This is a genomic window from Williamsia sp. MIQD14, assembly GCF_051025635.1.
GTDB lineage: Bacteria > Actinomycetota > Actinomycetes > Mycobacteriales > Mycobacteriaceae > Williamsia_A.
Genome location: NZ_JBPFDG010000001.1, coordinates 719103 through 743144, shown reverse-complemented (window position 1 = coordinate 743144; position 24042 = coordinate 719103). Strand labels below are relative to the sequence as shown.

Annotated in this window: 23 protein-coding genes; 11 read left to right on the top strand and 12 right to left on the bottom strand. The window is 68.3% G+C overall.

Features of this window, described 5'->3' with window-relative positions:
* Window positions 1–23 precede the first annotated feature (23 nt).
* Window positions 24–548, top strand: a complete 525-nt coding sequence (locus ACQ7HM_RS03225) for a PaaI family thioesterase (protein WP_434214785.1) — start codon at window positions 24–26, stop codon at window positions 546–548.
* Window positions 549–617: 69 nt separating this feature from the next.
* On the opposite strand, the gene ACQ7HM_RS03220 is transcribed toward ACQ7HM_RS03225, so the two are convergent.
* Window positions 618–1214 (bottom strand): hypothetical protein, encoded by a 597-nt coding sequence (locus ACQ7HM_RS03220; RefSeq protein WP_434214784.1) that lies wholly within the window; start codon window positions 1212–1214, stop codon window positions 618–620.
* Between the two features lie 168 nt (window positions 1215–1382).
* On the opposite strand from ACQ7HM_RS03220, the gene ACQ7HM_RS03215 reads away from it, so the two are divergent.
* Complete coding sequence (locus ACQ7HM_RS03215; protein WP_434214783.1) at window positions 1383–2546, top strand: TerD family protein; 1164 nt, start codon at window positions 1383–1385, stop codon at window positions 2544–2546.
* Between the two features lie 175 nt (window positions 2547–2721).
* Window positions 2722–5286 carry an ATP-dependent chaperone ClpB gene (clpB, locus tag ACQ7HM_RS03210; protein ID WP_434214782.1) on the top strand — a complete coding sequence of 855 codons (2565 nt, stop codon included), beginning with the start codon at window positions 2722–2724 and terminating at the stop codon, window positions 5284–5286.
* Between the two features lie 12 nt (window positions 5287–5298).
* Here the strand turns inward: clpB and ACQ7HM_RS03205 are convergent, their stop codons facing one another.
* Window positions 5299–5655, bottom strand: a complete 357-nt coding sequence (locus tag ACQ7HM_RS03205) for a winged helix-turn-helix transcriptional regulator (RefSeq protein ID WP_434214781.1) — start codon at window positions 5653–5655, stop codon at window positions 5299–5301.
* A gap of 100 nt (window positions 5656–5755) precedes the next feature.
* On the opposite strand from ACQ7HM_RS03205, the gene ACQ7HM_RS03200 reads away from it, so the two are divergent.
* Window positions 5756–6475, top strand: a complete 720-nt coding sequence (locus tag ACQ7HM_RS03200; protein ID WP_434214780.1) for an SDR family oxidoreductase — start codon at window positions 5756–5758, stop codon at window positions 6473–6475.
* Window positions 6472–7254, top strand: a complete 783-nt coding sequence (locus ACQ7HM_RS03195) for an SDR family NAD(P)-dependent oxidoreductase (RefSeq protein WP_434214779.1) — start codon at window positions 6472–6474, stop codon at window positions 7252–7254. The genes ACQ7HM_RS03200 and ACQ7HM_RS03195 overlap by 4 nt, the downstream gene beginning before the upstream one ends.
* Window positions 7255–7363: 109 nt before the next feature.
* On the opposite strand, the gene ACQ7HM_RS03190 is transcribed toward ACQ7HM_RS03195, so the two are convergent.
* Window positions 7364–8896, bottom strand: coding sequence for an MFS transporter (locus tag ACQ7HM_RS03190; protein ID WP_434214778.1), 1533 nt, complete (start codon window positions 8894–8896; stop codon window positions 7364–7366).
* 145 nt (window positions 8897–9041) lie between these two features.
* Between ACQ7HM_RS03190 and ACQ7HM_RS03185 the strand changes: the two genes are divergently transcribed.
* Window positions 9042–9689 (top strand): TetR/AcrR family transcriptional regulator, encoded by a 648-nt coding sequence (locus ACQ7HM_RS03185; RefSeq protein WP_434214777.1) that lies wholly within the window; start codon window positions 9042–9044, stop codon window positions 9687–9689.
* Window positions 9690–9693: 4 nt separating this feature from the next.
* On the opposite strand, the gene ACQ7HM_RS03180 is transcribed toward ACQ7HM_RS03185, so the two are convergent.
* On the bottom strand, window positions 9694–10047 hold the full coding sequence (locus ACQ7HM_RS03180) for a VOC family protein (RefSeq protein WP_434214776.1): 354 nt from the start codon (window positions 10045–10047) through the stop codon (window positions 9694–9696).
* A 117-nt stretch (window positions 10048–10164) separates the two neighbouring features.
* Here ACQ7HM_RS03180 and ACQ7HM_RS03175 point away from each other — a divergent pair, with 117 nt between their 5' ends.
* A complete protein-coding gene (locus tag ACQ7HM_RS03175; RefSeq protein ID WP_434214775.1) occupies window positions 10165–10596 on the top strand; it encodes an SgcJ/EcaC family oxidoreductase in 432 nt (143 codons plus the stop codon).
* Between the two features lie 31 nt (window positions 10597–10627).
* Window positions 10628–11428, top strand: coding sequence for a M15 family metallopeptidase (locus tag ACQ7HM_RS03170; protein WP_434214774.1), 801 nt, complete (start codon window positions 10628–10630; stop codon window positions 11426–11428).
* 3 nt (window positions 11429–11431) lie between these two features.
* Here ACQ7HM_RS03170 and ACQ7HM_RS03165 read toward each other — a convergent pair whose 3' ends face one another.
* The 4 genes from ACQ7HM_RS03165 to ACQ7HM_RS03150 are packed head-to-tail and all read right to left on the bottom strand — an operon-like array spanning window position 11432 to window position 15757.
* The gene (locus ACQ7HM_RS03165; protein ID WP_434214773.1) at window positions 11432–12112 is read right to left on the bottom strand and encodes an SDR family NAD(P)-dependent oxidoreductase; all 681 of its coding nucleotides are present in this window, start codon (window positions 12110–12112) and stop codon (window positions 11432–11434) included.
* 24 nt (window positions 12113–12136) lie between these two features.
* Window positions 12137–12784 carry a DUF998 domain-containing protein gene (locus ACQ7HM_RS03160; RefSeq protein WP_434214772.1) on the bottom strand — a complete coding sequence of 216 codons (648 nt, stop codon included), beginning with the start codon at window positions 12782–12784 and terminating at the stop codon, window positions 12137–12139.
* A complete protein-coding gene (locus ACQ7HM_RS03155; RefSeq protein ID WP_434215619.1) occupies window positions 12781–14415 on the bottom strand; it encodes a dihydroxyacetone kinase family protein in 1635 nt (544 codons plus the stop codon). Before ACQ7HM_RS03155 ends, ACQ7HM_RS03160 begins: the two co-directional genes overlap by 4 nt.
* A gap of 16 nt (window positions 14416–14431) precedes the next feature.
* The gene (locus tag ACQ7HM_RS03150) at window positions 14432–15757 is read right to left on the bottom strand and encodes an amino acid permease (RefSeq protein ID WP_434215618.1); all 1326 of its coding nucleotides are present in this window, start codon (window positions 15755–15757) and stop codon (window positions 14432–14434) included.
* A 154-nt stretch (window positions 15758–15911) separates the two neighbouring features.
* Here ACQ7HM_RS03150 and ACQ7HM_RS03145 point away from each other — a divergent pair, with 154 nt between their 5' ends.
* Window positions 15912–16808, top strand: a complete 897-nt coding sequence (locus tag ACQ7HM_RS03145) for an SCO6745 family protein (protein WP_434214771.1) — start codon at window positions 15912–15914, stop codon at window positions 16806–16808.
* A gap of 57 nt (window positions 16809–16865) precedes the next feature.
* Here the strand turns inward: ACQ7HM_RS03145 and ACQ7HM_RS03140 are convergent, their stop codons facing one another.
* The gene (locus ACQ7HM_RS03140) at window positions 16866–18296 is read right to left on the bottom strand and encodes an amidase (RefSeq protein ID WP_434214770.1); all 1431 of its coding nucleotides are present in this window, start codon (window positions 18294–18296) and stop codon (window positions 16866–16868) included.
* Between the two features lie 119 nt (window positions 18297–18415).
* On the opposite strand from ACQ7HM_RS03140, the gene ACQ7HM_RS03135 reads away from it, so the two are divergent.
* Both ACQ7HM_RS03135 and ACQ7HM_RS03130 read left to right on the top strand, forming a co-directional pair.
* Window positions 18416–19144 (top strand): GntR family transcriptional regulator, encoded by a 729-nt coding sequence (locus tag ACQ7HM_RS03135; RefSeq protein WP_434214769.1) that lies wholly within the window; start codon window positions 18416–18418, stop codon window positions 19142–19144.
* A gap of 186 nt (window positions 19145–19330) precedes the next feature.
* Window positions 19331–20713 (top strand): MFS transporter, encoded by a 1383-nt coding sequence (locus tag ACQ7HM_RS03130; RefSeq protein ID WP_434214768.1) that lies wholly within the window; start codon window positions 19331–19333, stop codon window positions 20711–20713.
* A gap of 124 nt (window positions 20714–20837) precedes the next feature.
* Here ACQ7HM_RS03130 and ACQ7HM_RS03125 read toward each other — a convergent pair whose 3' ends face one another.
* From ACQ7HM_RS03125 to ACQ7HM_RS03115, 3 genes are all read right to left on the bottom strand, one after another.
* Window positions 20838–21443: a flavin reductase family protein gene (locus ACQ7HM_RS03125; protein WP_434214767.1), complete on the bottom strand. Its 606-nt coding sequence runs from the start codon at window positions 21441–21443 to the stop codon at window positions 20838–20840.
* 155 nt (window positions 21444–21598) lie between these two features.
* Entirely contained in the window at window positions 21599–22783 is a 1185-nt protein-coding gene (locus ACQ7HM_RS03120) for a M20 family metallopeptidase (protein ID WP_434215617.1), read from the bottom strand.
* Between the two features lie 14 nt (window positions 22784–22797).
* Window positions 22798–24024, bottom strand: a complete 1227-nt coding sequence (locus ACQ7HM_RS03115; protein WP_434214766.1) for a PLP-dependent aminotransferase family protein — start codon at window positions 24022–24024, stop codon at window positions 22798–22800.
* Window positions 24025–24042 lie beyond the last annotated feature (18 nt).

Genomic DNA, 24042 nt, shown 5'->3' with positions numbered 1-24042 from the left:
CGGCTGGTGTGACAATGGTGGGTGTGAACAACAACAAGACCGTGTTCCACGGATGGCTGTACAAGCCGTCGAGATTCCGTCTGCTGGTCGGGCTGTTTCCGCCCCTGCTCGGAGCGGGTGTGCGCGTCTCCCACATCGCCGACGACTGGACCTCCGGCGCGATCACGGTTCGCGTCTATCCGTGGACGGCGAACCTGCACGGAGCCGCGTTCGGCGGAGCGCTGTTCTCGGCCACCGACGTGCTCTACGGGATGATGCTTGCCGCACAACTCGGTCGCCGCTTCGAGGTGTGGACCAAGGCCGCGAGCATTGACTTCCAGGCACCGGGTCGCGGTCGACTCGAACTGCGTGTCGCGCTGCCGCACGACGAGGCGCAGCGCATCCGCGAGGAGGCCACCCGCGACGGTGTCACGCAGGTCATCCACCACGTCGACATCCTCGACTCCGCGGGTACCGTGGTCGCCGGTGCCGATCACACCATGCGGATCAGGTTGCGCAGCAACGACACCGCGCCCTCGAGCCCCTCGGCTCCGTCAGGCACACGGTAACGGCATACCGCCCCATGCCGTCAGCAACGGCACCGCCCGACCCCGTTGCCTGTTCGTTCTGCATCCGCCTCAGGCGCCACACTCGGGTGCGCCGCCGGAGCCGGTGCCGGAGCCACACCAGCCGTCGACGAGGGTCGTCGAACCCGGTGACGACGTCGTCAGGATCTGCGCGCCGTTCTCGCTCCTCGTGAAACGCGCCGCCATGGTGAGTCCCGGCCTCAGTCCGATCTCGAGGCCCTTACCGGACTGCTCGAGCCTGCGCTGATAGGTGATGGTGATCCCCTGCGCGGCGGGACGCCAGGTCACCGTCCACTTCTCGCCGTCGATGGCGTTTGCGCCTTCGAGGATGTCGCCGGTCTGGTCGGCGTTCAGGTTCATCAGGCTCTCGTGACGTTGATAGTGGCCGACGTACGCCGATGCCCCGGTGCCACGATCGACGGTCGGCGCCGAACGGACCGTGACAGCGGTGTCGGTGTCGGGTGCGTCGGCGGTGCTGGTCACCGTCTCGGTGACCACAGGTGTCGGAACGGGAGCCGACGGCGCGACCGTCCGGGTCACGGTGACCGCCGATGTCGCGGTGGCGGCGCTGTCGTCGGATGATCCGCATCCGGCGAGCGCGACGACCGCGAGGCCCGCGATGAGGGGTGCGATGGCGCGAGAGTTCACAATGCCTCCTGGGTGTGTGGAACGGTGCTGTACCACCCATGTCGCTCCGACCGCCTCAGTCGTTACCGTGACGCACGAAAAGGTTGCCCCACCCCCGCGAACGTGGGTCTCGACCGGCGAATCCGACTGCCGCCTCGGACAACTGACCGATGCGGCTACGGTCGTGGCATGACGACGCTGAGCCGCGGTGCCAACGCCCCACTCGACGAACGACGGTTCACCGCGACGGTGTCGGGTCCCTCTGCGGGGACGTGTGACCTCATGGTGTTCCAGGTGACCGAGGCCGGTCGCGTCCGGTCCGACGACGACTTCGTGTTCTTCAACAACCCGGTGGCGCCGGGTGGCGCGGTGCGGCTCGCCGGAACCGACGCGGTCGAGGTGGATCTCGGTGCCGTCCCGCCCGACGTGCACACCCTGCGCCTCGCCGTGGTCCTCGACGACTCGGCGCCCGGCACGTTGGCCGACGTGCGTGGCCTGTCGGTGACGATCGGCGCCCTCGAACTGCCGGCCGAGGGGCTGACCACCGAGCGCGCGGCCGTCCTCACCGAGATCTACCGTCGTGGCGACATGTGGAAGGTCCGCAACGTCTCGGCCGGATGGGACGCCGGCTTCACGGCGTTGGTGACCGAACACGGTGTGAGCGTCGACGACGCTCCCACCGCCTCCGCGCCACCGCCCGCCACTCCGCCGCCCGCGGCGACACCGCCTGCCGCCGCGACACCGCCGGTCGATCTGGGCAAGATCACGCTCACGAGATCGGCGCCGACCGTCTCACTGGCCAAGGTGCGCGACAAGCCCAGCGGCACCATGCGCATCAACCTGAACTGGAGTCGCGGAGCGGCGAAGGGCGGTCTGTTCCGTAAGCAATCCGGCATCGACCTCGACCTCGGATGCCTCTACGAACTCACCGACGGCAGCAAGAGTGTGGTGCAGGCGCTCGGCAACTCCTTCGGCAGCCTGAACGGCCCGCCGTGGATCCTGCTCGACGGCGACGACCGCAGTGGCACCGTGTCCGGCGGCGAGAACCTCCTCATCGACCTGTCCCACCTCGCCGAGTTCCGTCGGATCCTCGTGTTCGCGTTCATCTATGAGGGCACGCCGAACTGGTCGGCGGCCGACGGTGTCGTGACACTCTTCCCGCCAGGAGGCACGGAGGTCGAGGTCCGCCTCGACAGCGCCGACAACACCGCCATGACCTGCGCCATCGCGATGCTCGAGGTCCGCGACGGCGAGCTGAGCATCACCCGCGAGGTCCGCTACATCAACGGGGGTCAACGCAAGCTGGACGAGGCCTACGTGTGGGGTATGACGTGGGCCCGCGGCTCGAAGTGAGCCCCTCCGGGCCGACCTGACCGGCACGCAGGCGGTGGGTGTTGCGCGATCGGCGCCCCATCCGCATACTTGAGCGGAACAGACTCAAGAGCGAACGCGTTGAGGTCTGTGACGGGCGAGATGGGCCCGACAGACCACCGAACATGCACGAACCTCACTCAAGAAAGGTGAGCCCATGACCAACCCCTCCTCCGGCGGGTTCAACCCGACCACGAAGACGCAGGCCGCACTGTCGGCCGCGGTGCAGGCGGCCACCGCCGCCGGCAATCCTGATGTCCGGCCGGCCCACGTGCTCGTCGAACTGCTCGACCAGCCCGACGGGATCGCCGCACCCCTGCTGAAAGCCGTCGGGGTCGACCCCGCATCGGTGAAGGCGCAGGCCGCGAACCTGGTGTCGCGGATGCCCACGGCGTCGGGCAGCAGCTCCGCTCCGCAACTCACCCGCGAGACGATCGCGGCCATCACCGCCGCCCAGCAGCTCGCCGGTGAGCTCAGCGACGAATACGTGTCGACCGAGCACCTCGTCGTGGGTCTCGCGACCGGCGACGGCGACGTCGCGAAACTGCTCGCCGACGTCGGCGCCACCCCGCAGGCCCTGCGCGACGCGTTCGTCGCCGTGCGCGGCAGTGCCCGGGTCACCTCGCCCGACCCCGAATCGACCTACCAGGCGCTGGAGAAGTACTCCACCGACCTCACCGCGCAGGCCCGCGAGGGCAAGCTCGACCCGGTCATCGGTCGCGACACCGAGATCCGCCGCGTGGTCCAGGTTCTCAGTCGCCGTACCAAGAACAACCCGGTGCTCATCGGCGAACCCGGCGTCGGCAAGACCGCCATCGTCGAGGGACTCGCGCAGCGCATCATCGCCGGCGACGTGCCGGAGAGCCTGCGCGACAAGACCGTCGTGAGCCTCGACATGTCATCGATGGTCGCCGGCGCCAAGTACCGCGGCGAGTTCGAGGAGCGACTGAAGGCTGTCCTCGAGGAGATCAAGGGCTCGGCCGGGCAGGTCATCACGTTCATCGACGAACTGCACACCATCGTGGGTGCCGGCGCGACGGGCGATTCCGCGATGGACGCGGGCAACATGATCAAGCCGATGCTCGCCCGCGGCGAGCTGCGGTTGGTCGGCGCGACCACGCTCGAGGAGTACCGCAAGTACATCGAGAAGGACGCCGCGCTCGAACGCCGGTTCCAGCAGGTGTACGTCGGCGAGCCCTCGGTCGAGGACGCCGTCGGCATCCTGCGTGGGCTCAAGGAGCGCTACGAGGTGCACCACGGTGTCCGCATCACCGACTCCGCACTGGTCGCGGCGGCGACGCTCAGCGACCGCTACATCACCTCGCGCTTCCTGCCCGACAAAGCCATCGACCTCGTCGACGAGGCCGCGTCGCGCCTGCGCATGGAGATCGATTCGCGCCCCGTCGAGATCGACGAGGTCGAACGCATCGTGCGCCGCCTCGAGGTCGAGGAGGTCGCGCTGAGCAACGAGACCGACGAGGCGTCGAAGCAGCGCCTGGAGAAGTTGCGTCGCGAACTCGCCGATCAGCGCGAGAAGCTCAACGAACTCTCCGCGCGGTGGCAGGGCGAGAAGCAGGCCATCGACGGTGTCCGTGATCTGAAGGAGAAGCTCGAGGCGCTGCGCGGCGAGTCCGACCGCGCCGAGCGCGACGGCGATCTCGGCCGTGCCGCCGAACTGCGGTACGGGCAGATCCCGGCGCTGGAGAAGGAGCTCGCGATCGCGGCCGAGAAGAGCGCGCCCGCAGGTGATTCGGTGATGCTCAAGGAAGAGGTCGGCCCCGACGACGTCGCCGAGGTCGTCTCGGCGTGGACGGGCATCCCCGCCGGCCGCATGCTCGAGGGCGAGGTGGCCAAGTTGCTGCGCATGGAGGACGAGATCGGTGCGCGTGTCGTCGGGCAGCGCAAGGCCGTCGAGGCCGTGTCCGACGCGGTGCGGCGCTCGCGCGCCGGTGTCGCCGACCCGAATCGTCCGCTGGGCTCGTTCATGTTCCTGGGGCCGACGGGTGTCGGCAAGACCGAGCTCGCGAAGGCGTTGGCGGAGTTCATGTTCGACGACGAGCACGCGATGGTGCGTATCGACATGAGTGAGTACGGCGAGAAGCACAGTGTGGCGCGGCTCGTCGGTGCCCCTCCGGGCTACGTCGGCTACGAGTCGGGTGGCCAGCTCACCGAGGCCGTGCGCCGACGGCCGTACACGGTCGTGCTGTTCGACGAGATCGAGAAGGCGCACCCCGATGTGTTCGACATCCTCCTGCAGGTGCTCGACGAGGGTCGGCTCACCGACGGTCAGGGGCGAACGGTGGACTTCCGCAACACCATCCTGATCCTCACCTCGAATCTCGGTGCCGGTGGCAGCGAGGAACAGGTGATGACGGCGGTGCGCTCGGCGTTCAAGCCGGAGTTCATCAACCGGCTCGACGACGTGCTCATCTTCGACGGGCTCAACCCCGAGGAGTTGACGTCCATCGTCGACATCCAGATCGGCCAGCTCAAGACGCGACTGGCGCAGCGACGCCTCGACCTCGAGGTGTCCGACAACGCCAAACGGTGGCTCGCCGCACGGGGATTCGATCCGCTGTACGGTGCCCGACCGCTGCGCCGCCTGGTCCAGAAGTCGATCGGCGATCAGCTCGCGCGCGGGCTGCTCGCCGGCGACATCCACGACGGCGACGTGGTGCCGGTCAACGTCTCGGCCGACGGGGAGAGCCTCGTCCTCGGGTAGGTCGGGTCCGGGCTAGCCGCCGTGTCGGGCGTTGGCCGCCTGCACGTCCGGGACGTGGGTCTCGGCCCACTCCCGGACGGCGGCCAACGGCTCGAGCAGTGACCGGCCCAGGTCGGTCAGTGCGTACTCGACGTGCGGTGGTTGCCCGCCGAAGTCGGTGCGCTCGAGAAGTCCGTCGTGGTGCAGCGCCCGCAGGGTCTCGGTGAGGACCTTCGGCGTGATGCCCTGGATGTGGGCCTTGAGCTCGCTGAAACGCATCGGACCCTCCGCCAGCGCGGTGACGACGAAGACCGTCCATCGCGCGCCGATGCGGTGCAGCACGACTCGGCTCGGGCACGTCGGCGCCATGACGGTGTAGGCCTTCGACATGGTGTCCCTCCTGGTGGGAATCGGTTTCGTTGTAGATACCGGTATCAAATCCATACCGTTGTCGGTGCAAGTCTAACGACGACATCGACAGGGGATACCCATGAGCGACACTCTGACCGGACAGACCATCCTGGTGGTCGGCGGCGCCAAGAACCTTGGGCTCGCGATCGCCACGCGCGCAACCGAACTCGGGGCACGCGTCGTGATCGGGGCCCGCGACGGGGATGCGGCGACGAAGGCTGCCGCAGCCCTGGACGGGGCTCGCGGCATCACCATCGACATCACCGACGAGACGACCATCGCCACCGCAGCCGCGGAGCTGGGCGCGGTCGACCACATCGTCGCCACCGCCGCCGCCCACCACAACGTCCCGGTGTCCGACCTCGACCACGACAAGGTGGTCACCGCGTTCGAGGCCAAGGTGATCGGACCGCTGTTGCTGGCCAAGCACTTCGCGCCGTCGATGCCTGCAACGGGCTCGATCGTCCTGTTCTCCGGCGTCGCGGCGTGGAAGCCGTCGCCCGGCAAGGCGATCATGGGTATCACCAACGGCGCGGTGTCGTTCACCGCGAGCCACCTCGCGAAGGTACTCGCACCCCTCCGCGTCAACGCGATCTCACCGGGCATCGTCGACTCCGGCACCTGGGACGGCATGCCCAAATCGGACCGCGCCGCATTGTTCGACGGCGTCGCCGGCAACATCCCGGCCGGACGCGTCGGCGCGACCGCCGACATCGTCGATGCGGCAGCATGGTTGTTGACCGCCGGATTCGTGAGCGGCGAGACCATCCACATCGAGGGAGGCGCACGCAGCGCATGAGCACCGTCAACACCTACGCAGTTCGCGACAAGGTCGTCGTCGTCACCGGCGCCGGGACCGGTATCGGCCGGGCCATCGCCCGCGCGTTCCTGGCCAACGGAGCGACAGTCGTGGTCACGGGCCGCCGCCGCGAACCCCTCTCCGAAGCCATCGGCGACGCCGGTGAGGATCGCGCACTCGTCGTCACCGCCGACGTGGCGCAGCGGGCCGACGTCGACGCACTCGTCGCGGCGACACTCGAGACGTTCGGTCGCATCGACATCGTCGTGAGCAACGCCGGCGTCCACGACGGTGGCGGCGACATCACCGAGCTGTCCGACGACAGTTGGGCACTGTTGCGCGGGGTCAACATCGACGGCTTCGTGCACATCGCGCAGGCGACGCTGCCCGAGCTCGTGAAGACCGGCGGCAACCTCGTGGCGGTGTCGTCGGTCTCCGGGATCGCCGGCGACTGGGGGCAGGCGGCCTACAACGCGACCAAACACGCGGTGAACGGCTTCGTCGAATCCCTGGCCCTGGACTACGGCGGCCGCGGTGTGCGGATCAACGCCGTCGGCCCGGCGTTCACCCTCACCGAGATGACCGAGGGCATGGGGCGCGACGAGAAGGCGTTGACGCCGTTCGTGAACCGCATCGCGCTCGGCCGCCCGGGTGAGCCCGACGACGTCGCACCCGCCGTGCTGTTCCTGGCCTCCGACGACGCCCGGTACATCACCGGGACCATGCTCACCGTCGACGGCGGCACCAGTGCGTCGACCGGTCAGCCGCACGTCGAGTAGCGCGACACCTGCCACCGGCAGAAAACTGCCCCGAGGCGGTGGTTCGAGGGGAATGTTCCCTCGGACCTCGCTCTCGGGGCAGTTCTCGGCAGTGCGGACGCCTGCAGCGTCAGGCGACGAGCAACGGATCCGGCGACTCGTCGGCAAGATCCTGCTTGCGCATCCGGATGAACACCAGCGCGGCCACCAGGGCGGCGGCCATGAAGCCGGCACCGGAGTAGAAGGCGACGTCGTAGCTGTAGATGTTGGCCGCCTTCAGGCCATCCGGGGTGTTCAGGTTCGGACGATCGGCGAACACCTGGGCGACGATCGTGCTGAGCAGCGCCAACCCGATGGACCCGCCGATCTGCTGGGTGGTGTTGACCAGGGCGCTGGCCACGCCCGAGTCGTCTGCGTCGACCCGGTGCAGTGCGACGGTCTGCATCGAGACGAACACCAGTCCCATACCCGCGGCGATGAGGATCATCGACGGCAGCACGTTGACCAACCACGTCGAGTCGGTGTCGAGCTGTGCCAGGTACAGCAGTCCCGCTGTGGCCATACCCGATCCACCCACCAGCAGGGCCCGCGGACCGAACCGGGGCAGCAGCGAGCTGGCCACACCTGCGCCGATCACGATGAAGATCGGGAAGGGCAGGAAGAGCACGCCGGTACGCAGCGGGGTCTCGCCGAGGGTGTTCTGGAAGTAGTAGCTCAGGAACAGGAACATCGCGAACATGGGGATGGGCACGATGAACGAGATGAGGAACGCCCCACCGCGGTTGATCTCACCCGGGATGCGCAGCGGCAGCAGCGGGTTCGACACCCGCATCTCGATCGCGACGAACACCGCGAGGAGTACGACGCCCGCGACGAGCAGCGACACCGTCGAGGCTGCGCCCCAACCGGATTCGGCCGCCTTGGTGAAACCGTAGACAAGGCTGACCAGGGCGGCGGTCACCGTGACGGCGCCGGGGAGGTCGTAGCCACCCGTGCGGGCGCTGGGCTTGTCCTTGATGACCAGGAGCAGACCACCGATGGCGGCGACGAGCGCGATCGGGGTGTTGATCAGCAATGTCCACCGCCACGAGAAGAACTCGGTGAGCGCACCACCGGCGATGAGGCCGATCGCGGCGCCGCCACCGGAGACGCCGGCGTACACCGCGAGAGCGCGGGCACGTTCCTTCTGCTCGGTGAACGTCACGGTGATCAGCGACAGGGCGGCCGGGGCGAGCATCGCGGCGAAGACTCCCTGTAGGGCGCGTCCGGCGAAGAACGAGGCGCCGTTCCACGCGAGACCTGCTGCGGCGGAGGACAACGCGAAGCCGGCGAGGCCGATCAGGAACATCCTGCGACGACCAAGATAGTCGGCCATGCGGCCGCCGAGCAGAAGCAGTCCACCGAACAGCAGCGTGTAGGCGGTCAGCGCCCACTGGCGGTTGGCGTCGGAGATCGCGAGATCGGTCTGGGCGAAGGGGAGGGCGATGGTGATGATCGTCGCGTCGAGCACGACCATCAGCTGGGCCAGGGCGATGATGCCCAAAGCCCACCACTTGCGGTTGCTCTTCGGCGGGGCGGTCGACGGGTCCGCTGACACGGCCGTGTCGAGCCCGGTGTCGTCGAGTTCTGTGTCGTCGAGTTCTGGGGGATTGGTGATTGCCACGATTCCTCGAATCTGGAGAGGGTGTGCCAGGCGGCGCCCGGCAATAGTGGCAGAGTCAGACACTTGGCGTCAAGCGCCAGAAGGCAGCAAGTGACATTTGGCGGTTTACGGCGCTTGTCTCCGTCAGACGGGTACGATGGGCCTCATGACGGTGGTGGATACCGAGAATCCGCAGGCCAGAGCCGGTCTGCGCGAGCGCAAGAAGGTACAGACGCGGGCTCGGTTGATCGATGTCGCCCTCGAACTGTGCGATTCGCAGGGGTTCGACGCGACCACGGTCGAGCAGATCTCCGACGCCGCGGACATCTCGCCGCGCACGTTCAACCGCTACTTCGCGACCAAAGAGGACGTCATCCTCGCCCCGATCGACGACATGGTCGCCGCCGTCGCGGCCGCGATGGATGCCCAGCCACGCACCGGCAACGAGTTCCAGGCCCTGCTCGACGCGCACCTACAGGTGATGTGCGGCGGGTGTCCCGAGCTCTCCGCCGTCGACGTCGACCGCTTCGAGGTGATGAACCGCATCGCGCAGTCATCACCGTCGGTGAGCGGTCGCAGTGCCGAGATGGGCGAGATCAAGTTCCGCCGCCTCAGCGAGAAGATCGCCGAGCGCACCGGCGCCGACACCGACGACATGCAGGTGCGGGTCATCGCGACCGTGTGGTTGTCCCTGATGCACCTCGCCATGGACAAGTTGTGCGGCGCGGGTGCGCAGGTGGGCAGCCCGGCCGCGCGCGCCGACGCTCTGCAGTCGACCTACGACGCCTTCCGCGTCGCGGTCAAAGACATCTGACGCGTCAGTACTCCTCGCGAAAACTGCCGATCAGAGTGATCGAGTTCCCGTCGGGGTCGACGATCGGCGACAACTGAACACCTTTCGTCACCGTCTGGACGTCGCCGGGTGTCACTCCTCGCTCGACCAGGCCGACGATGTGGGTGTCGAGATCGTCTACAGCGAGATTCAGCAGGCCCGATCCGGCACGGTCGACATCGACGAAGACCTGCACCCAACCGTTCTTCACGACGCGCCACTCGACCAGCGAGGGCATCGGGTTGTTGTCGGCAGGCCGGCCGAACAGCTTCTCGTACCAGCTGTTCGCCGTCGCGAGGTCGCGCACGGGCACCACTGCGAGCAGATGGTCGATGGACATGGGGCGTCCTTTCGTCGGGGATCCGGTACCTCTGTGTCGACTCGTCGAGGCGTCGGAACTCATCGGTGCGGTGTCGGTGTTGACCCCAAGCGAGGTTGAGGTCCTACCGTCTCGGTCATGGACCACGACAACGACCGACCCCACCGCCCGTCGCTCGACACCGGCGACCACCGTGACGCGATCGCAGACCTCATCGACCACCTGCAGCGTGGTCACGACACCGGCGACGCCGACGCCTACGACGGGATGTTCGCCGACGACATCCTGTGGGGGTCACCCAAAGGCCAGGCGCTGCAGGGGTTCGCGCCCCTCACCGCGATTCATCACACCCAGCTGACGGGGACTCCGGCGTCCCCGGCGTCGAAGTTCGAGCTCGCACAGGCGTCGGCACCCACCGACGACGTCGTGATCGCCCAGATCCGCAGGCGTGCGCGCAACGGAGCGTTCTCGGAGATGGCGATGTACGTGCTCGTGCGACAGGACGACCGGTGGTGGCTCGCGGCCGGGCAGAACACCCCGATCACCGACGTTCTGCCCGCCGTCGACTGACAACTGGCCCGGATCGTGCGGTAATCGGGGTATGAGATCCAGACTCCTCGGCCTCGGCGCCGCTGTCGTCGTCGCACTCTCGCTCGCGGCACCCACCGCGTCGGCCGCACCCGCGGCGCCCTCGACCACCAGGGCACCGAGCGACTTCGTCGCGCTGAGCGATGTCGATCCGACGATTCTGCAGGAGATCCGGTACTTCACACCGCACAACTTCACCGGCGATCCGGTCGACGGTTATCGCCAACCGATGTGCATCCTGACGCGCGAAGCGGCGCAGGGACTGCACCGTGCGCAGCTGCAGTTCCTCCTGCAGGGGTACTCGCTGAAGGTGTACGACTGCTACCGCCCCCAACGCGCGGTGAACGACTTCGTCGCGTGGGCGAAGAGACTCGACGATCAGCGGATGAAGGCCGAGTTCTACACCGGCGTCGACAAGGCCAACCTGTTCCGCGACGGCTACATCGCGGAACAGTCCGGGCACAGTCGTGGCAGCACGATGGATCTGACCCTCGTACGCCTACCGGCGCGGCCCACACGGCCGTACGTCCGCGGTCAGCGGCTCGTCGACTGCACCGCGCCGCAGGCGAAGCGATTCGGCGACAACTCCATCGACATGGGCACCGGCTTCGACTGTTTCAACACCCTCGCGTGGCCGCTCGACTCGCGCATCCAGGGCCAACAGCTCCGCAACCGCGTGATGCTCCTCAACGGTCTGGTGCAGCAGGGTTTCTCCCCGTATCCCTACGAGTGGTGGCATTTCACCTACAAGCCCGAGCGGTTCCCGAACACCCACTTCGACTTCCCCGTCGCCCGCTCCTCGCTACGGAGGTAGCGGTCAGCTGAAGTCGGAGCTGGCGACCTCGCGTTCGCCACCGGTGATCGCGGCGATCACGCGGTCGGCGACGGTGTCAGGGCTCAGTCCCTCGGGCATCTTCGGCGGATCGCCCGCGATGGCGCGGTCGACCAGGCCGGTCTCGGTGTGCGGCGGACGGACGTCGACCACGCGGATCTTGCTGCGTCGTGCCTCTTTCGCCGCGGCGACATACAACGTGGAGGCTGCCGCCTTCACCGCCGAGTAGGTCGCCATCCCGGCGACGGGTTGCTCGGCGAGAACAGCGCTGATCCCGACGACGACGCCACCTTCCTCGATCTCTCCGAGTGCCGCCCTCAGCAGGCGCAGCGGTCCGAGGAAGTCGATGAGCACGAGGTCGTCGACGGTGTCGTCGTCGATGTCGGCGACCGGGCCGAAGGCTGCCACCCCTGCCGCGTTGACGACGCCGTCGATGCGGCCGTGCTTCGCCTTCGCCTCGGCGATCACCGTGCGGGCGGCATCGGGTTCCCGCAGATCCGCTGCCACCACGTGCGCGCCGTCGATACCCAGACCCTCGAGCGTCTCGGTCGATCGGCCGCTGATCGTCAGCGTCGCGCCCTGCTCGGCCAGCGATCTCGCGATCCGCGAACCGAGGGCCCCGCTCGCACCGACGACGACGTACACCTTGCCCGAGATATCAGTCATCTCTCCATAGTGCCTCGTGGTCGTTCAGTCGAGACGTGCGTTGTGTCGCGACGCCCGCTGACCAGCAGGTCGACACATCAGCAGGGCGACGCCGGCCACGATGTCCCAGCCGATGATCGTGTAGACGCTGCCGCGTTCGATGGCACCCTCGATCCCGGTGTCGGCGCCGCTGACCGCGAGCAGGGCGACGAAGCATCCGATGCCGATCACGCCCGCCGCCCGACTCGCCGCGCACCAGAACGCGGGTGCCCCCGACCGCCGGAAGAGCCCGGCCGCGACGATGAGCGCTGCGTTCCCACCCACGATGGCGAGGAACGCGCCCACGCCGTGCAGGGGACTCGTCCCAGCGTGGAACAGACCCACGAGCACGTTGCCGACGCCGTTGGTCACCGCGAGTCCGGCGAGACCCGCACGCGCGCGACGCGTTCCGCTCAGACCGCGGGCCGCGACGACACCGGCCGCCGCGAACAGGCAACCGTGGACGAGAAACGCTCCGACGTTCATCGTCGTCGCCCGCGGCGAATCCCCGGGGATGCCGAGCGCGCTGATGTAGTCCCGTACGAGGCTGAAGCCGGGATACCCGGTCACCGCGATCACCTCGGACACCACGTAGACCACCCCGCCGGCCAGCCACAGCCACGCGGCGACGCGGACCTGGCCGCGCGTGCTCACCGGTGGTCGGCGGCGGCGCGGAAGAGCCAGGCGATCACCAGTGCACCGGGATCGACCACGCCGCGCGCACGATCGCCGACGTAGCTCGCGCGTCCCCGCGATGCGACCAGGTCCCGTGTCGACTCCGCACCGGCCTCGGCCGCGGCGGCGACATCGTCGAGCGACGCCCCGGCGGCCAGCGCGTCGGACGCGGGTGCCAGTGCATCGACCAGGGTGTTGTCGCCGACCCGGGCGCCCCCGAGATCGGTGATCTCGCCCAGCGCGCTCGCCACGCCGTCAGCCAGGGCGCCGGACCCGTCGGATTCGTCGGCCGCGGTGGCCAGTTCGGCGAACAGGGTGCCGAAGACCGCGCCCGAGGTGCCGCCCGCACGCACCAGGAACGAGGTGCTCAGCGCCCGTGCGACCGCAGCCTCCGTTCCGCGCAGCGGCAGATCCAGATGGTCCAGCGCCGCAACCATGTTCGTGCCGAAATCGCCGTCGCCCGCACGCCGGTCGAGGTCGGTGAGCTCCTCGATCGACCCCTGCACCCGTTCGACGAACGCACTGAGCCAGCCACATTCGGGTCCCTCGGCGGCGGAGTCGTCGGGCTCGGCGAAACTCACGTCCACCGGATGCGACGCCGACGTGGCGGTGCGCGCCGGCCAGCCCGGAGCGCCGGTGGGGGCGTCGAAGAGTTCCACGATCTCGTCGTCGCAGCGCACCACGGTCAGCGAGAAGCCGGCCATGTCGAGCGCGGTCACCAGTGTCGCGACGAGGCTGCGCCGTACCTCGAATCCCCGTGCGGTGAGCTGACGCACCACCTGGTCGAACACGACACCGAGTTCGAGGGGATGGGTCGATCCCAGTCCGTTCACGAACACGATCAGCGGCTCCCCGTCCTCGGGTGCCAACGCGTCGAGGATGCGGCCCAGCATCCCGGAGACCAGTTCGTCGACGGGCTGCTGCGGGATCCGGTCGACACCACTCTCACCGTGGATGCCGACCCCGTACTCCATCTCGTCGGGGGCGAGGTCGAAACTCGTGCGGTCGGCGCCGGGCACGGTGCACGGCGCGAACGCCACCGAGAAACTGCGTGCGCCGGACGCGACCCGTCGACCGAGATCGGCGACCGACGCCAGGTCGTCGCCCCGCGCCGCCGCTGCGCCACAGATCTTCTCGACGATCACCGTCGCGCCGGTGCCCCGCCGCCCGGGACCGTCGTTGTCATCGCTCGAGGATCCGGTCGCGACGTCGTCGTCGATGAGGACGTGGTCGGTCTCGACCTCTCCGTCGACGAGGCGGCGCGCGACGCGGAAGTTCATCACGTCGCCGGTGTAGTTCTTCACGATGTGCAGTACCCCGGCGCCGCGGTCGACGTGCCGCGTGGCCGCGGCGACCTGCAACGCGTTCGGCGAGGTGAACACCAGTCCCGGGCAGGCGGCGTCGAGCATGCCCGCGCCGATCAACCCCGAGTGCATCGGCTCGTGACCCGATCCGCCACCCGACACCAGCGCCACCCCGTCGCCCTCGCGGTCGGTGCGGTACAAAAAGCCCGGGTCGGGTTCCCACGCGATGTGGTCGTGGGCGGCAACGACACCCGCGAGGGCGTCGGTGAGGAACCGTCGGGGGTCGCCGCTGATGTACCGGTGCACCGGGCGCGTGTCGGTGTCAGCCACGGGTCGATCCCGACACGAGGTCCTTCGGGGCGTCGGTGCGGCGGTGATGCCACACCCCGATCGAGACGATCACGATCGCGGAGATGACCGAGAAGAAGATCGGTTCGCGCTGGTTGTCGTCGAAGACCATCAGCACCAGCACCGCCACGATGAAGACCATCGCCAGCACGGTCAGATACGGGAACATCCACATGCGTACCGGCGGGCGATCGCCGGCGGCGCGCATCTGTCGCCCGAGCACGAACTGGCTGGCCGCGATGGCGAGGTAGACGAACAGCGCGACCGCGCCGCTGGTGGCCAACAGGTACCCGAAGATCTTGTCGGGCAGCACATAGTTGCCGATGACGGCGAGGAAACCCACCACCATCGAGGCCAACACCGCGACCCACGGCACACCGTTGTGGGTGAGGCGGCGGACGACCGCGGGTGCCTCGTTGCGCTCGCCGAGTGAGAAGAGCATGCGCGACGCGGTGTAGAGCGCCGAGTTCAGGCACGACGCGACGGCGGTCAGCACCACGATGTCCATGATGCGCGCCGAACCGGGGATCCCGATGGCCTGCAACACCGTCTGGTAGGAACCGTCGTCGAGACGGTCGTAGGGGACCAGTGCGACGACCACGAAGATCGATCCGATGTAGAACAGGAAGATCCGCCAGATCACCGAGTTGACCGCGCGGCTGATGCCCTTGCGGGGATCGGGCGACTCGGCGGCGGCGATGGTCACGATCTCGGTGCCCATGAACGAGAACATCGTGGTGAGCATGGCCGCGACGATGGCCGAGTAGCCGTTGGCGAAGAAGCCGTCGGGCTGCCACAGGTTGCTCACGCCGCTGACGTCGGAACCCGGGAAGATGCCGAAGATCGCGACGAGTCCGATCGCGATGAACGCCACGATGGCAACGACTTTGATCAGCGCGAACCAGAACTCGAACTCGCCGTAGTTGCCGACGCTGACCAGATTCGTCGCGGTGAGGAGCAGTGTGACGGCCAGCGCCCACACCCACTGCTCGCTGCCGATCAGGCGGCTGAGCACATCGGCCGCGGCCGTCGCCTCCACCGGGATCACCAGCACCCAGAACCACCAGTACAGCCAGCCGACCGAGAAGCCGGCCCAACGGCCCAGCGCACGTTGGGAATACACCGAGAACGAACCGGTGTCGGGGTTGGCTGTCGCCATCTCGCCCAGCATCCGCATCACCAGGACCACCAACGTGCCCGCGAGGCCGTAGGAGATGAGGACGGCGGGGCCGGCCTCCTTGATCGCCGTCGCCGACCCGACGAACAGTCCCGCGCCGATGACCCCGGCGATGGAGATCATCGTGATGTGACGCGGCTTGAGATTGGCGCCGAGTGAGGCGGGCTGTGTGGGGGTCGTGGTCACGGAGGCCCTTCGTGTGAGGTCGAGATCCCCATGGCAGACGGTGTGGCTACCGTGAGGTGGTTCCCACTCATGCTGGCACGAGGAGATACCGATGGCGCACCGATTCGACGCGACCGCACGAGCGCGTGCGCGGACGGCGTACGAGACGCTCGAACCGATGCATGTCCTCTGCTACTTCAACCCCGGGTTGGGCGCGGCGCAGGCCGACACCGGACTCGACGCCTACGCGTTCTACGTCGGTGCCCGCGGGGCGCCGCTGGGTGAGTGCGTGCCGTCGGTGGTCTCGGCGGCGTTCTTCAACTTCAGCGAGGGCATCGTCCACCCGGGATGGGAGGCGGCGAAGGCGGTGGGGCTCGATCAGGTGGCGCAACGACGCGACGCGATGCTGGCCGAGTCGCTCGGGAGCATCTATGGCGACGCCGCCGACCCCGCGACGCTGACCGCGCTGGCCGACCGGTTCTACGCGATCGCCGCTCGGGCACCGATGGCCGGTCGCACGTTGGCCTCGGCGTGGGCCCACGTCCCGCGTCCCGATGACCCGGCCGTCGCGCTGTGGCACGCCGTGGCGATCCTGCGTGAATGGCGCGGCGACGGCCATATCGCGGTCCTGGTGGGCGCCACGCTCGACCGGCTCGAGGCCGTGGTGTTCCACGAGGCCCGGCACCCCGATCCGGCCGTCCGCAAACGCGGACTCGGGCGGCGGATGTCGCAGCTGACACGCGGGTGGTCCGACGAGCAGTGGGATGCCGCCGCCGACGGCCTCGTGGGTCGCGGACTGTTGTCGCGGTCGACCGACGACACCGGCAAGGTGACCGACACCCTCACCGACGCCGGGGCCGCGCTCTACGCCGACATCGAGGAGATCACCGACGACTCCGCGGCCGCCGCCTGGGCCGACGTCGACGATTTCGACGACCTGATGGCCTCGACACGCCCCTTCGTCAAGGCCGTGATCGATGCCGGCGTCCTGCCGGGCACGAAGAAGTAGCCGCCGAGCGGACAGTTGTCCGCGTCGATCGGGCACGTAACCGCGTCGATCGTGCAGTCAGGCGCGATCCTGGATGCGGGCGAACGGTCGGTCGGCCTCGAGCTCGAAGGCGAGCTCGAGCAGCGTCCGCTCATCCCCGTGATCGGCCGAGATCTGCACGCCCAGTGGCATTCCCGTATCGGTCCGACCCAGCGGCAACGAGATCGCCGGTCCGCCGGCCGCGTTGTTCAGCGGGGTGAAGGCGACGTAGGCGATCAACCGCGGGAACAGGACGTCGAAACCGTTGGCGGGGGAGAGGTATCCGAGCTCGGGTGTCGTGTGGGCGACCACCGGCGACACCATCGCGTCGAGATCGGCAAAGCTGTTGTGGTACTTGGCCTCGGCGGCACGCAGTCGCCACAGTGCAGTCGGTGTACGCCAGGCGTTGCGCAGGAACTGACTCGACAGCCCGCGGGTGAGCGACTCGGTGCGATCGCCGTCGAAGTCCGGGCTCATCACCCGCGACCCGAACTTCTGTACCCCGAACGCCAGCAGTCCCCAGAGATGGATGAAGTCGTCCTTGAACCGGGTGAGGTCGCGTTCGGGCAGCGGCAGCCCGATCTCGCGAACGTCGTGGCCGAGATCGGCGAGCCGACGGGCGGTGTCGGCGACGGCGGAGGTCGTGGCGTCGTCGACGGGGAACTCGCTCAGCGAACGGTTCACGACGCCGATACGCAGTCGCTTCGACGACGGGCCCTCGACGAGGCCGATCGGGCGCAGCGACGGTGCCGGTCGGTATCGCTCGATCTGCGCGGCGAAGTGCGCGGTGTCGCGGACCGACCGTGTCAACGCGCCGTTGGAGACGAGGTTGACCGGTAGATCCTTCGCGTGGGCGTCGGGGAGTTCGCGTCCCCGCGTCAACTTCAGGCCCACGAGCCCGCAGGCCGCGGCGGGGATGCGGATCGAGCCGCCACCGTCGTTGGCGTGCGCGATCGGCACGACGCCGGAGGCGACCAGCGCAGCCGAGCCGCCGGACGACGCACCGGCCGAGAACCCGGTGCCCCACGGGTTGCGGGTGGGCGGCAGGTCCTCGTACTCGGTGCTCGCGTTGAACCCGAACTCCGGCATCGTCGACTTGCCGAGGCTGATCAGACCGGTCGAGAGGTACTGGTCGGTGACCGCGGCGTTGCGGCTCGCGGGCCTCGCGTTGACGGCCAGCGAACCCTGATTCGATGCGAGTCCCGCGACGTCGGTGTTGTCCTTGATCACGGTCGGGACGCCGGCGAAGACGCCCTTGCCGGGACTCCGGGCGAACGCGGTCGCGCGGTCGAAGTCGGGGGTCTGCAGGGCGTTGAGGTGCGTGTCGACGGCCTCGGCGCGTGCGATGGCGGCGGCGACCGCCTCGGCGGCCGAGATGTCGCCCGCGGCGATCGCGGCGGCCACACCGGTCGCGTCGAGGTCGCCGAGCGCGTCGTCGGTGAACGCGTGTCGGCGATCCGATTCACTCATCGCTCGAATATAGAGCCGCCGTCGACGGGCCCACGCGAACGCCATGGATACGCGATGACGTAGATTGTTGACAATCTACCGACCCAGCTCGCACCATCGGTGCATGAATGTGACGGGCCATGACTGACCTCGAGGGAGGGCCGGGCACCCGCAAACGGGTACTCGAGCCGCTGGTGCAGGAGTCGACGCCGGCCATCATCGCGCGCAAGCTGCGTGCGGCGATCGCGGCGGGCGATTTCGCGCCCGGAACCCAGCTCACCGAATCCGGCCTCGCCGCCGATCTCGGCGTGAGTCGCGGGCCGCTGCGCGAGGCGATGCAGCGTCTCACCCAGGAAGGGCTGCTGGTCAGCTACCGCAACCGCGGGCTCTTCGTGATCTCGATGGACGACGACGACATCAACGACATGTACGTGGCGCGGTCGGCGATCGAGCGGGCCGCGTTGGCCCAGGTGGTGGCGCGCAGGGACCCTGCCGACGTCGCCGCACTCGAGGCCACGATCGACCACATGCAGGCGTTCGCCGACGATCCGAACGGTCGCGAGATCGCCGACGCCGACATGGCCTTCCATGCACAGCTCGTGGAATGCGCACGCAGCCCCCGACTCTCACGCATCCACGAGACCATCCTGGTGGAGACGCGGATGTGCCTGGGCGCCATGCGCGGAACCTATGCGTCGGCGCAGGCGCGCATCGACGAGCACACCGAGATCGTCCACGCCATCGTCGCCGGTGACCTCGCCACCGCCGACGAACTGATGATCGCGCACATGCGAGACGGATTGGCGCGTCTGATGCCCGACGAGTCGGCGGTGGTCGCGCAGACCGTCCCGCCAGGCCATCTCCCGTGATCGGCGCCGAGTCGCTGCCGCGGTTCGGCGATCTACCTGCAAGGACGGGGGTATCCGCCTCGTGATTGTCGCGTACCGGCTACCGTTGCCACACCCGTTCGGGTGTGCAGCACAGCGCACCGACAACGACATCGCGCAGCGAGCGCGTACATCGACCCGCGTAGTTCCCGACGCCGGAGGCATCACATGACCACCAAGACCGCGAATGCCGGAGATGTTCCCGGCCTGCCGGATCCCGAGACCCCTGAGGGCAAACGGCTGCTCCGCAAGGCGATCGGCGCATCGGCGATCGGCAACGCGACCGAGTGGTACGACTACGGCGTCTACGCCGCGACCGCCACCTATCTGACGCAGGCGTTCTTCCCGGGTGATCTCGGCACCATCGGCACCATGCTGGGTTTCGCGGTGTCGTTCGCGCTGCGCCCGCTCGGCGGCATGGTGTGGGGTCCCATCGGCGACCGCATCGGTCGTAAAGCCGTGCTGGCCATGACGATCATGCTCATCTCGATCGCCACGGCCCTGATCGGTGTGCTGCCGACGCACGCCGTCGCGGGCGTGTGGGCGCCGATCCTGCTGATCGTTCTCCGTGTGGTGCAGGGCTTCTCGACCGGCGGTGAATACGGCGGCGCCGCAACGTTCATGGCCGAGTACGCCCCGGACGCCAAGCGCGGCAAGTACGGATCGTTCCTGGAATTCGGGACGCTCGCCGGCTTCGTGTTGGGCACCGCGTTCGTGCTGGTCCTGGAGTTGAACCTCAGTGACGAGTCGATGCAGACCTGGGGCTGGCGCATCCCGTTCTTCTTCGCGCTACCGCTCGGACTCGTCGGTCTCTACCTGCGTAGTCAGATGGAGGACACACCGATCTTCCGCGAGATGGAGCAGAAGGGCGAGATCGAGGGCACCGCGTGGACGCGCTTCGTCGATCTCCTCCGCGACTACCGTCGTCCGATCATCATCATGTTCGGCATGGTGATCGCGCTCAACGTCGCCAACTACACGCTGCTCGCATATCTCCCGACGTACCTGAAGAACACCATCGGGCTCGAGGGCAACGACAGCACCGTGACCATGCTGATCGGTCAGCTGGTGATGATGGCGCTGATCCCGTTCGTGGGCCGTCTCTCCGACCGCACCGGGCGCAAACCGATGTGGTGGGTGTCGCTGATCGGTCTGTTCGTGTTCGCGCTGCCCATGTTCTGGCTGATGGGACAGGGATTCGTCTGGGCCATCATCGGATTCGTGGTCCTCGGTGTGCTCTACATCCCGCAGCTGGCCACCATCTCCGCGACGTTCCCGGCGATGTTCCCGACCCAGGTGCGTTACGCCGGTTTCGCGATCTCGTACAACGTCGCGACCGCGGCGTTCGGTGGCACCGCGCCGCTCGTGAACGACGCCGTCGTGGAGAACAACGACGGTTGGGACCTGTTCCCGGCGGGCTACATGATGATCGCGTGCGCGATCGGCATGGTCGCCCTGCTGTTCCTGCGGGAGACGGCGGGCTGTTCGATCCGCGGCACCGAGATCCCCGGCGAGGAGACCGACGCCGAGAAGGCCCTCACCAACGCCTGACCCCTCCGCCAGGTGGGCCGACGTTCGCGCCAGTTGGGCCGTTGTTGCCGCCAGTTGGTCTCACAACGCCGCCAGTTGGGCCCTTGTCGCCGCCAGTTGGGCCGACGTTCGCGTCGAGTGGGCCCTAGTGCGGGCGGTCGAGGTCGACGGTGTCGCCCGGCATGCCCCATTCGATGCGGCCGAGGCGGCTGACGGCGGCGAGCTTGTCGTAGTCGGGCAGCCCGTCGTCGGCGACGATCGCGGGGTCGACGGTGAGCGCGACGACCTCGCCCATGATCACGACACTGTTGCCGACCTCGATCGACCGATGGAGGCGACACTCGATCGCGATGGGGGAGTCGGCGACGCGCAGGCAGTCGACCACGGTCGCCGGAGTCGACGGGATGCCCGCCTCGACGAATTCGTCGACGTCGGAATCGAATCCGGCCGAGCTGTCGTTGGCGAGGTGCATCAGCGACTTCGAGACGATGTTGATAACGAACTGCCCGGTGTCGATGGCGTTGCGCGCGCTGTCCTTCGCGCCGCCGACCGAGGTGAACTGTACGACCGGCGGACTCGTCGACGACACCGAGAAGAAGCTGTACGGCGAGAGGTTGTCGATGCCGTCGCTGCTGCGACTCGACACCCATGCGATCGGCCGCGGGACGATCGACGCGGTCAGCAGCTTGTAGAAGTCACCCGGGTCGACGGTGGCGGGATCGTGCACGATGCGGTCGTTCGATGAGCTCATCGTTCCAGTCTGCCCGACGCGATGGCGGTGACGTCGGCCCAGCCCGCGCGAGTAACGGCCCAACTGGCGCGAACGTCGGCCCAACGGGCGCGAACGTCGGCCCAACTGGCGCGAACGACGGCCCAACTGGCGCGAACGACGGCCCAACTGGCGGGTCAGGAGAGGAGGCGCAGGGCCATGAGGGCGTAGGCGCGGGCGGCGGTGACGAGGTCGTCGATGACGACCGACTCGTCGGGTTGGTGGGCCTGGGTGTTGATGTCACCCGGACCGAGGACGATGCAGGGGATGCCGAGGTCGCGGGTCACGAACCCGCCGTCGCAGGCCGCGGTCCAGCCGCCGATCGAGGTGGTGCCGCCGGCGTCGCGGACGGCCTCGACGGCCGACGTCACCAACACATGGTCCTCGGCGGTGCGGAAGCCCGGCATCTGCATGGTGACCGCGATGTCGACCTCGATGCCGTCGGTGTCGATGCCCTCGGCGGTGACCCGCTCGCGCAGATCGGCGGCGATGGCCTCGGCGTCCTCGTCGGGCATGAGTCGCCGGTCGATACCGATCGACGCATCCGGTGCGACCGCCGAGATCCCCTGTCCGCCGGTGATCGTCCCGACGTTCCAGGTACCCGCACCGAGCAGCGGATCGAGGTCGGTCTGCATGGCGTCGTGGTCGGCGCGGATGATCTCGATGATGCGCGCGGCGGCGTTGATGGCGTTGCGACCGTCGGCGGGCCGACCGGAATGGGCAGCGCGGCCACGGATCTCGATGGAGATGTACGACGCGCCGCGACAGGCGATGACCGTGTCGAGGCCCGTCGGCTCGGCCACCACGCAGCCCACGAACGACACCCCGTCCGGCCGCGACACCAGCTCGCGCACACCGATCCCGTGCTCCTCCTCGTCGACCGTGCACGTGAGACGCACCGGGCCGCTGAGCTTCTCGTCGCGCAATGCGTTCATGGCGACGACGATCGACGCGAGCCCGCCCTTCATGTCGGTGGCGCCGCGACCGATGATCGTGCCGTCGACCACCCGCGACACGAACGGGTCGGCGGTCCACCCCGGCCCGGTGGGCACCACGTCGGAGTGGCCCAGGAACATCAGGCCGGGCCCGTCGCCGCCGGGGAGTGTGGCGACCAGGTTCGGGCGGTCGGGCGCCACCTCGGTGACCTCGACCGTTGCACCCGCGGCACGGGCGGCGTCGGCGAGGACGGCCACGGTCGACGCCTCGGTGCCACCCGGGTTGACGCTGGGTTGCTCGACGAGCGCCCGCGTGAGCTCGACGATCGACTCCGCGGTGATCGCGGCACACACCGCGCGTTCACGCTCGGTACGTGCGGTGAGCAGGGATGGCGCGTCGGTCACGCCACCATCTTCTCAAGGCTGCCGGCGAGCCGCTTGATGCCCTCGTCGATGCGCTCGGGCGTACTCGAGGCGAAACACAGCCGCAGGGCGTTGCGGAAACGTCCCCCGGGCGAGAGCGCCGGGCCCGGGATGAACGCGACACCGTCGGCCAGCGCGACCTCGAACAGCTCGCGGGTGTCGATCTCGCCGAACTCGCCGGTCAGCGTCAACCAGAGGAAGAAGCCACCCTCGGGGTTGGTGGTGGTCACCCGGTCGCCGAGATGGCGCTCGATCGAGGCGAGCATCGCGTCCTTGCGCTCGCGGTAGAGCACGCGGATCGACGCGAGGTGGTCGTCGAGTCCGCCACGCGCGATGTACTCGGCGACGATGTGCTGATTGGGGACGTTGGTACACGTGTCCATCGCCTGCTTGCCGTTGATCAGCAGCTGCCGCAACGAGGGATCGGCGTCGACCCAGCCCACCCGCCAGCCGGGCGCCAGGATCTTCGAGAACGTGCGCACCGAGAACAGCAGCGGATCCTGCGGGCTCAGCGTCTGGAACGTCGGGATGTCGGCGCCGGCGAACCGCAGCAGACCGTACGGGTCGTCGTCGATGATCACCGAACCCCACCGATGGGCCAGCTCCAACAACGCCTTCCGGCGTTCGAGCGACATCGTGACACCGGACGGGTTCTGGAAGGTGGGGATGGTGTAGATCGCCTTCGGCGGCCGGTGGTGGTGCGCCACCAGGTCTTCCATCATGTCGACCCGCATGCCCTCGTCGTCGACGGGGACCTCGAGCAGTTGCGCCCCGTACGACAACGCCGTGGCACTGCCGTTGGTGTAGGTCGGCGATTCGACGACCACGAGGTCACCCGGATCGATGAACAGCTTGCACGCCAGGTCGAGCCCCTGCATCCCGCCTGTGGTGATGACGAGCCGGTCCTCGCTCGACGGATCCGGAGTCCCGGCCAGGTATTTCACCAGCAACTCGAGCAACCGGGGCTCGCCCTCGGTGGCCCCGTAGGTGAACGACGAGGCGTCGAGGATCGATCCCGCGATCTCACGGAACTCCTCCGAGGGCACGGCTTCGTCGGCCGGCGACCCCATCGCGAAACGCACGATGTCGTGGGTCTGCGCCGCGAGCAACGACGTCGACGAGTCGATCATCGAACCCACGAGATCCTTCGCGCGTCCGGCGAGGGGGAGGGTCGGGGCGGTCCGAAGAATCTCGGTCGCGGTCATGGCGTGCTCCTTCGTGGT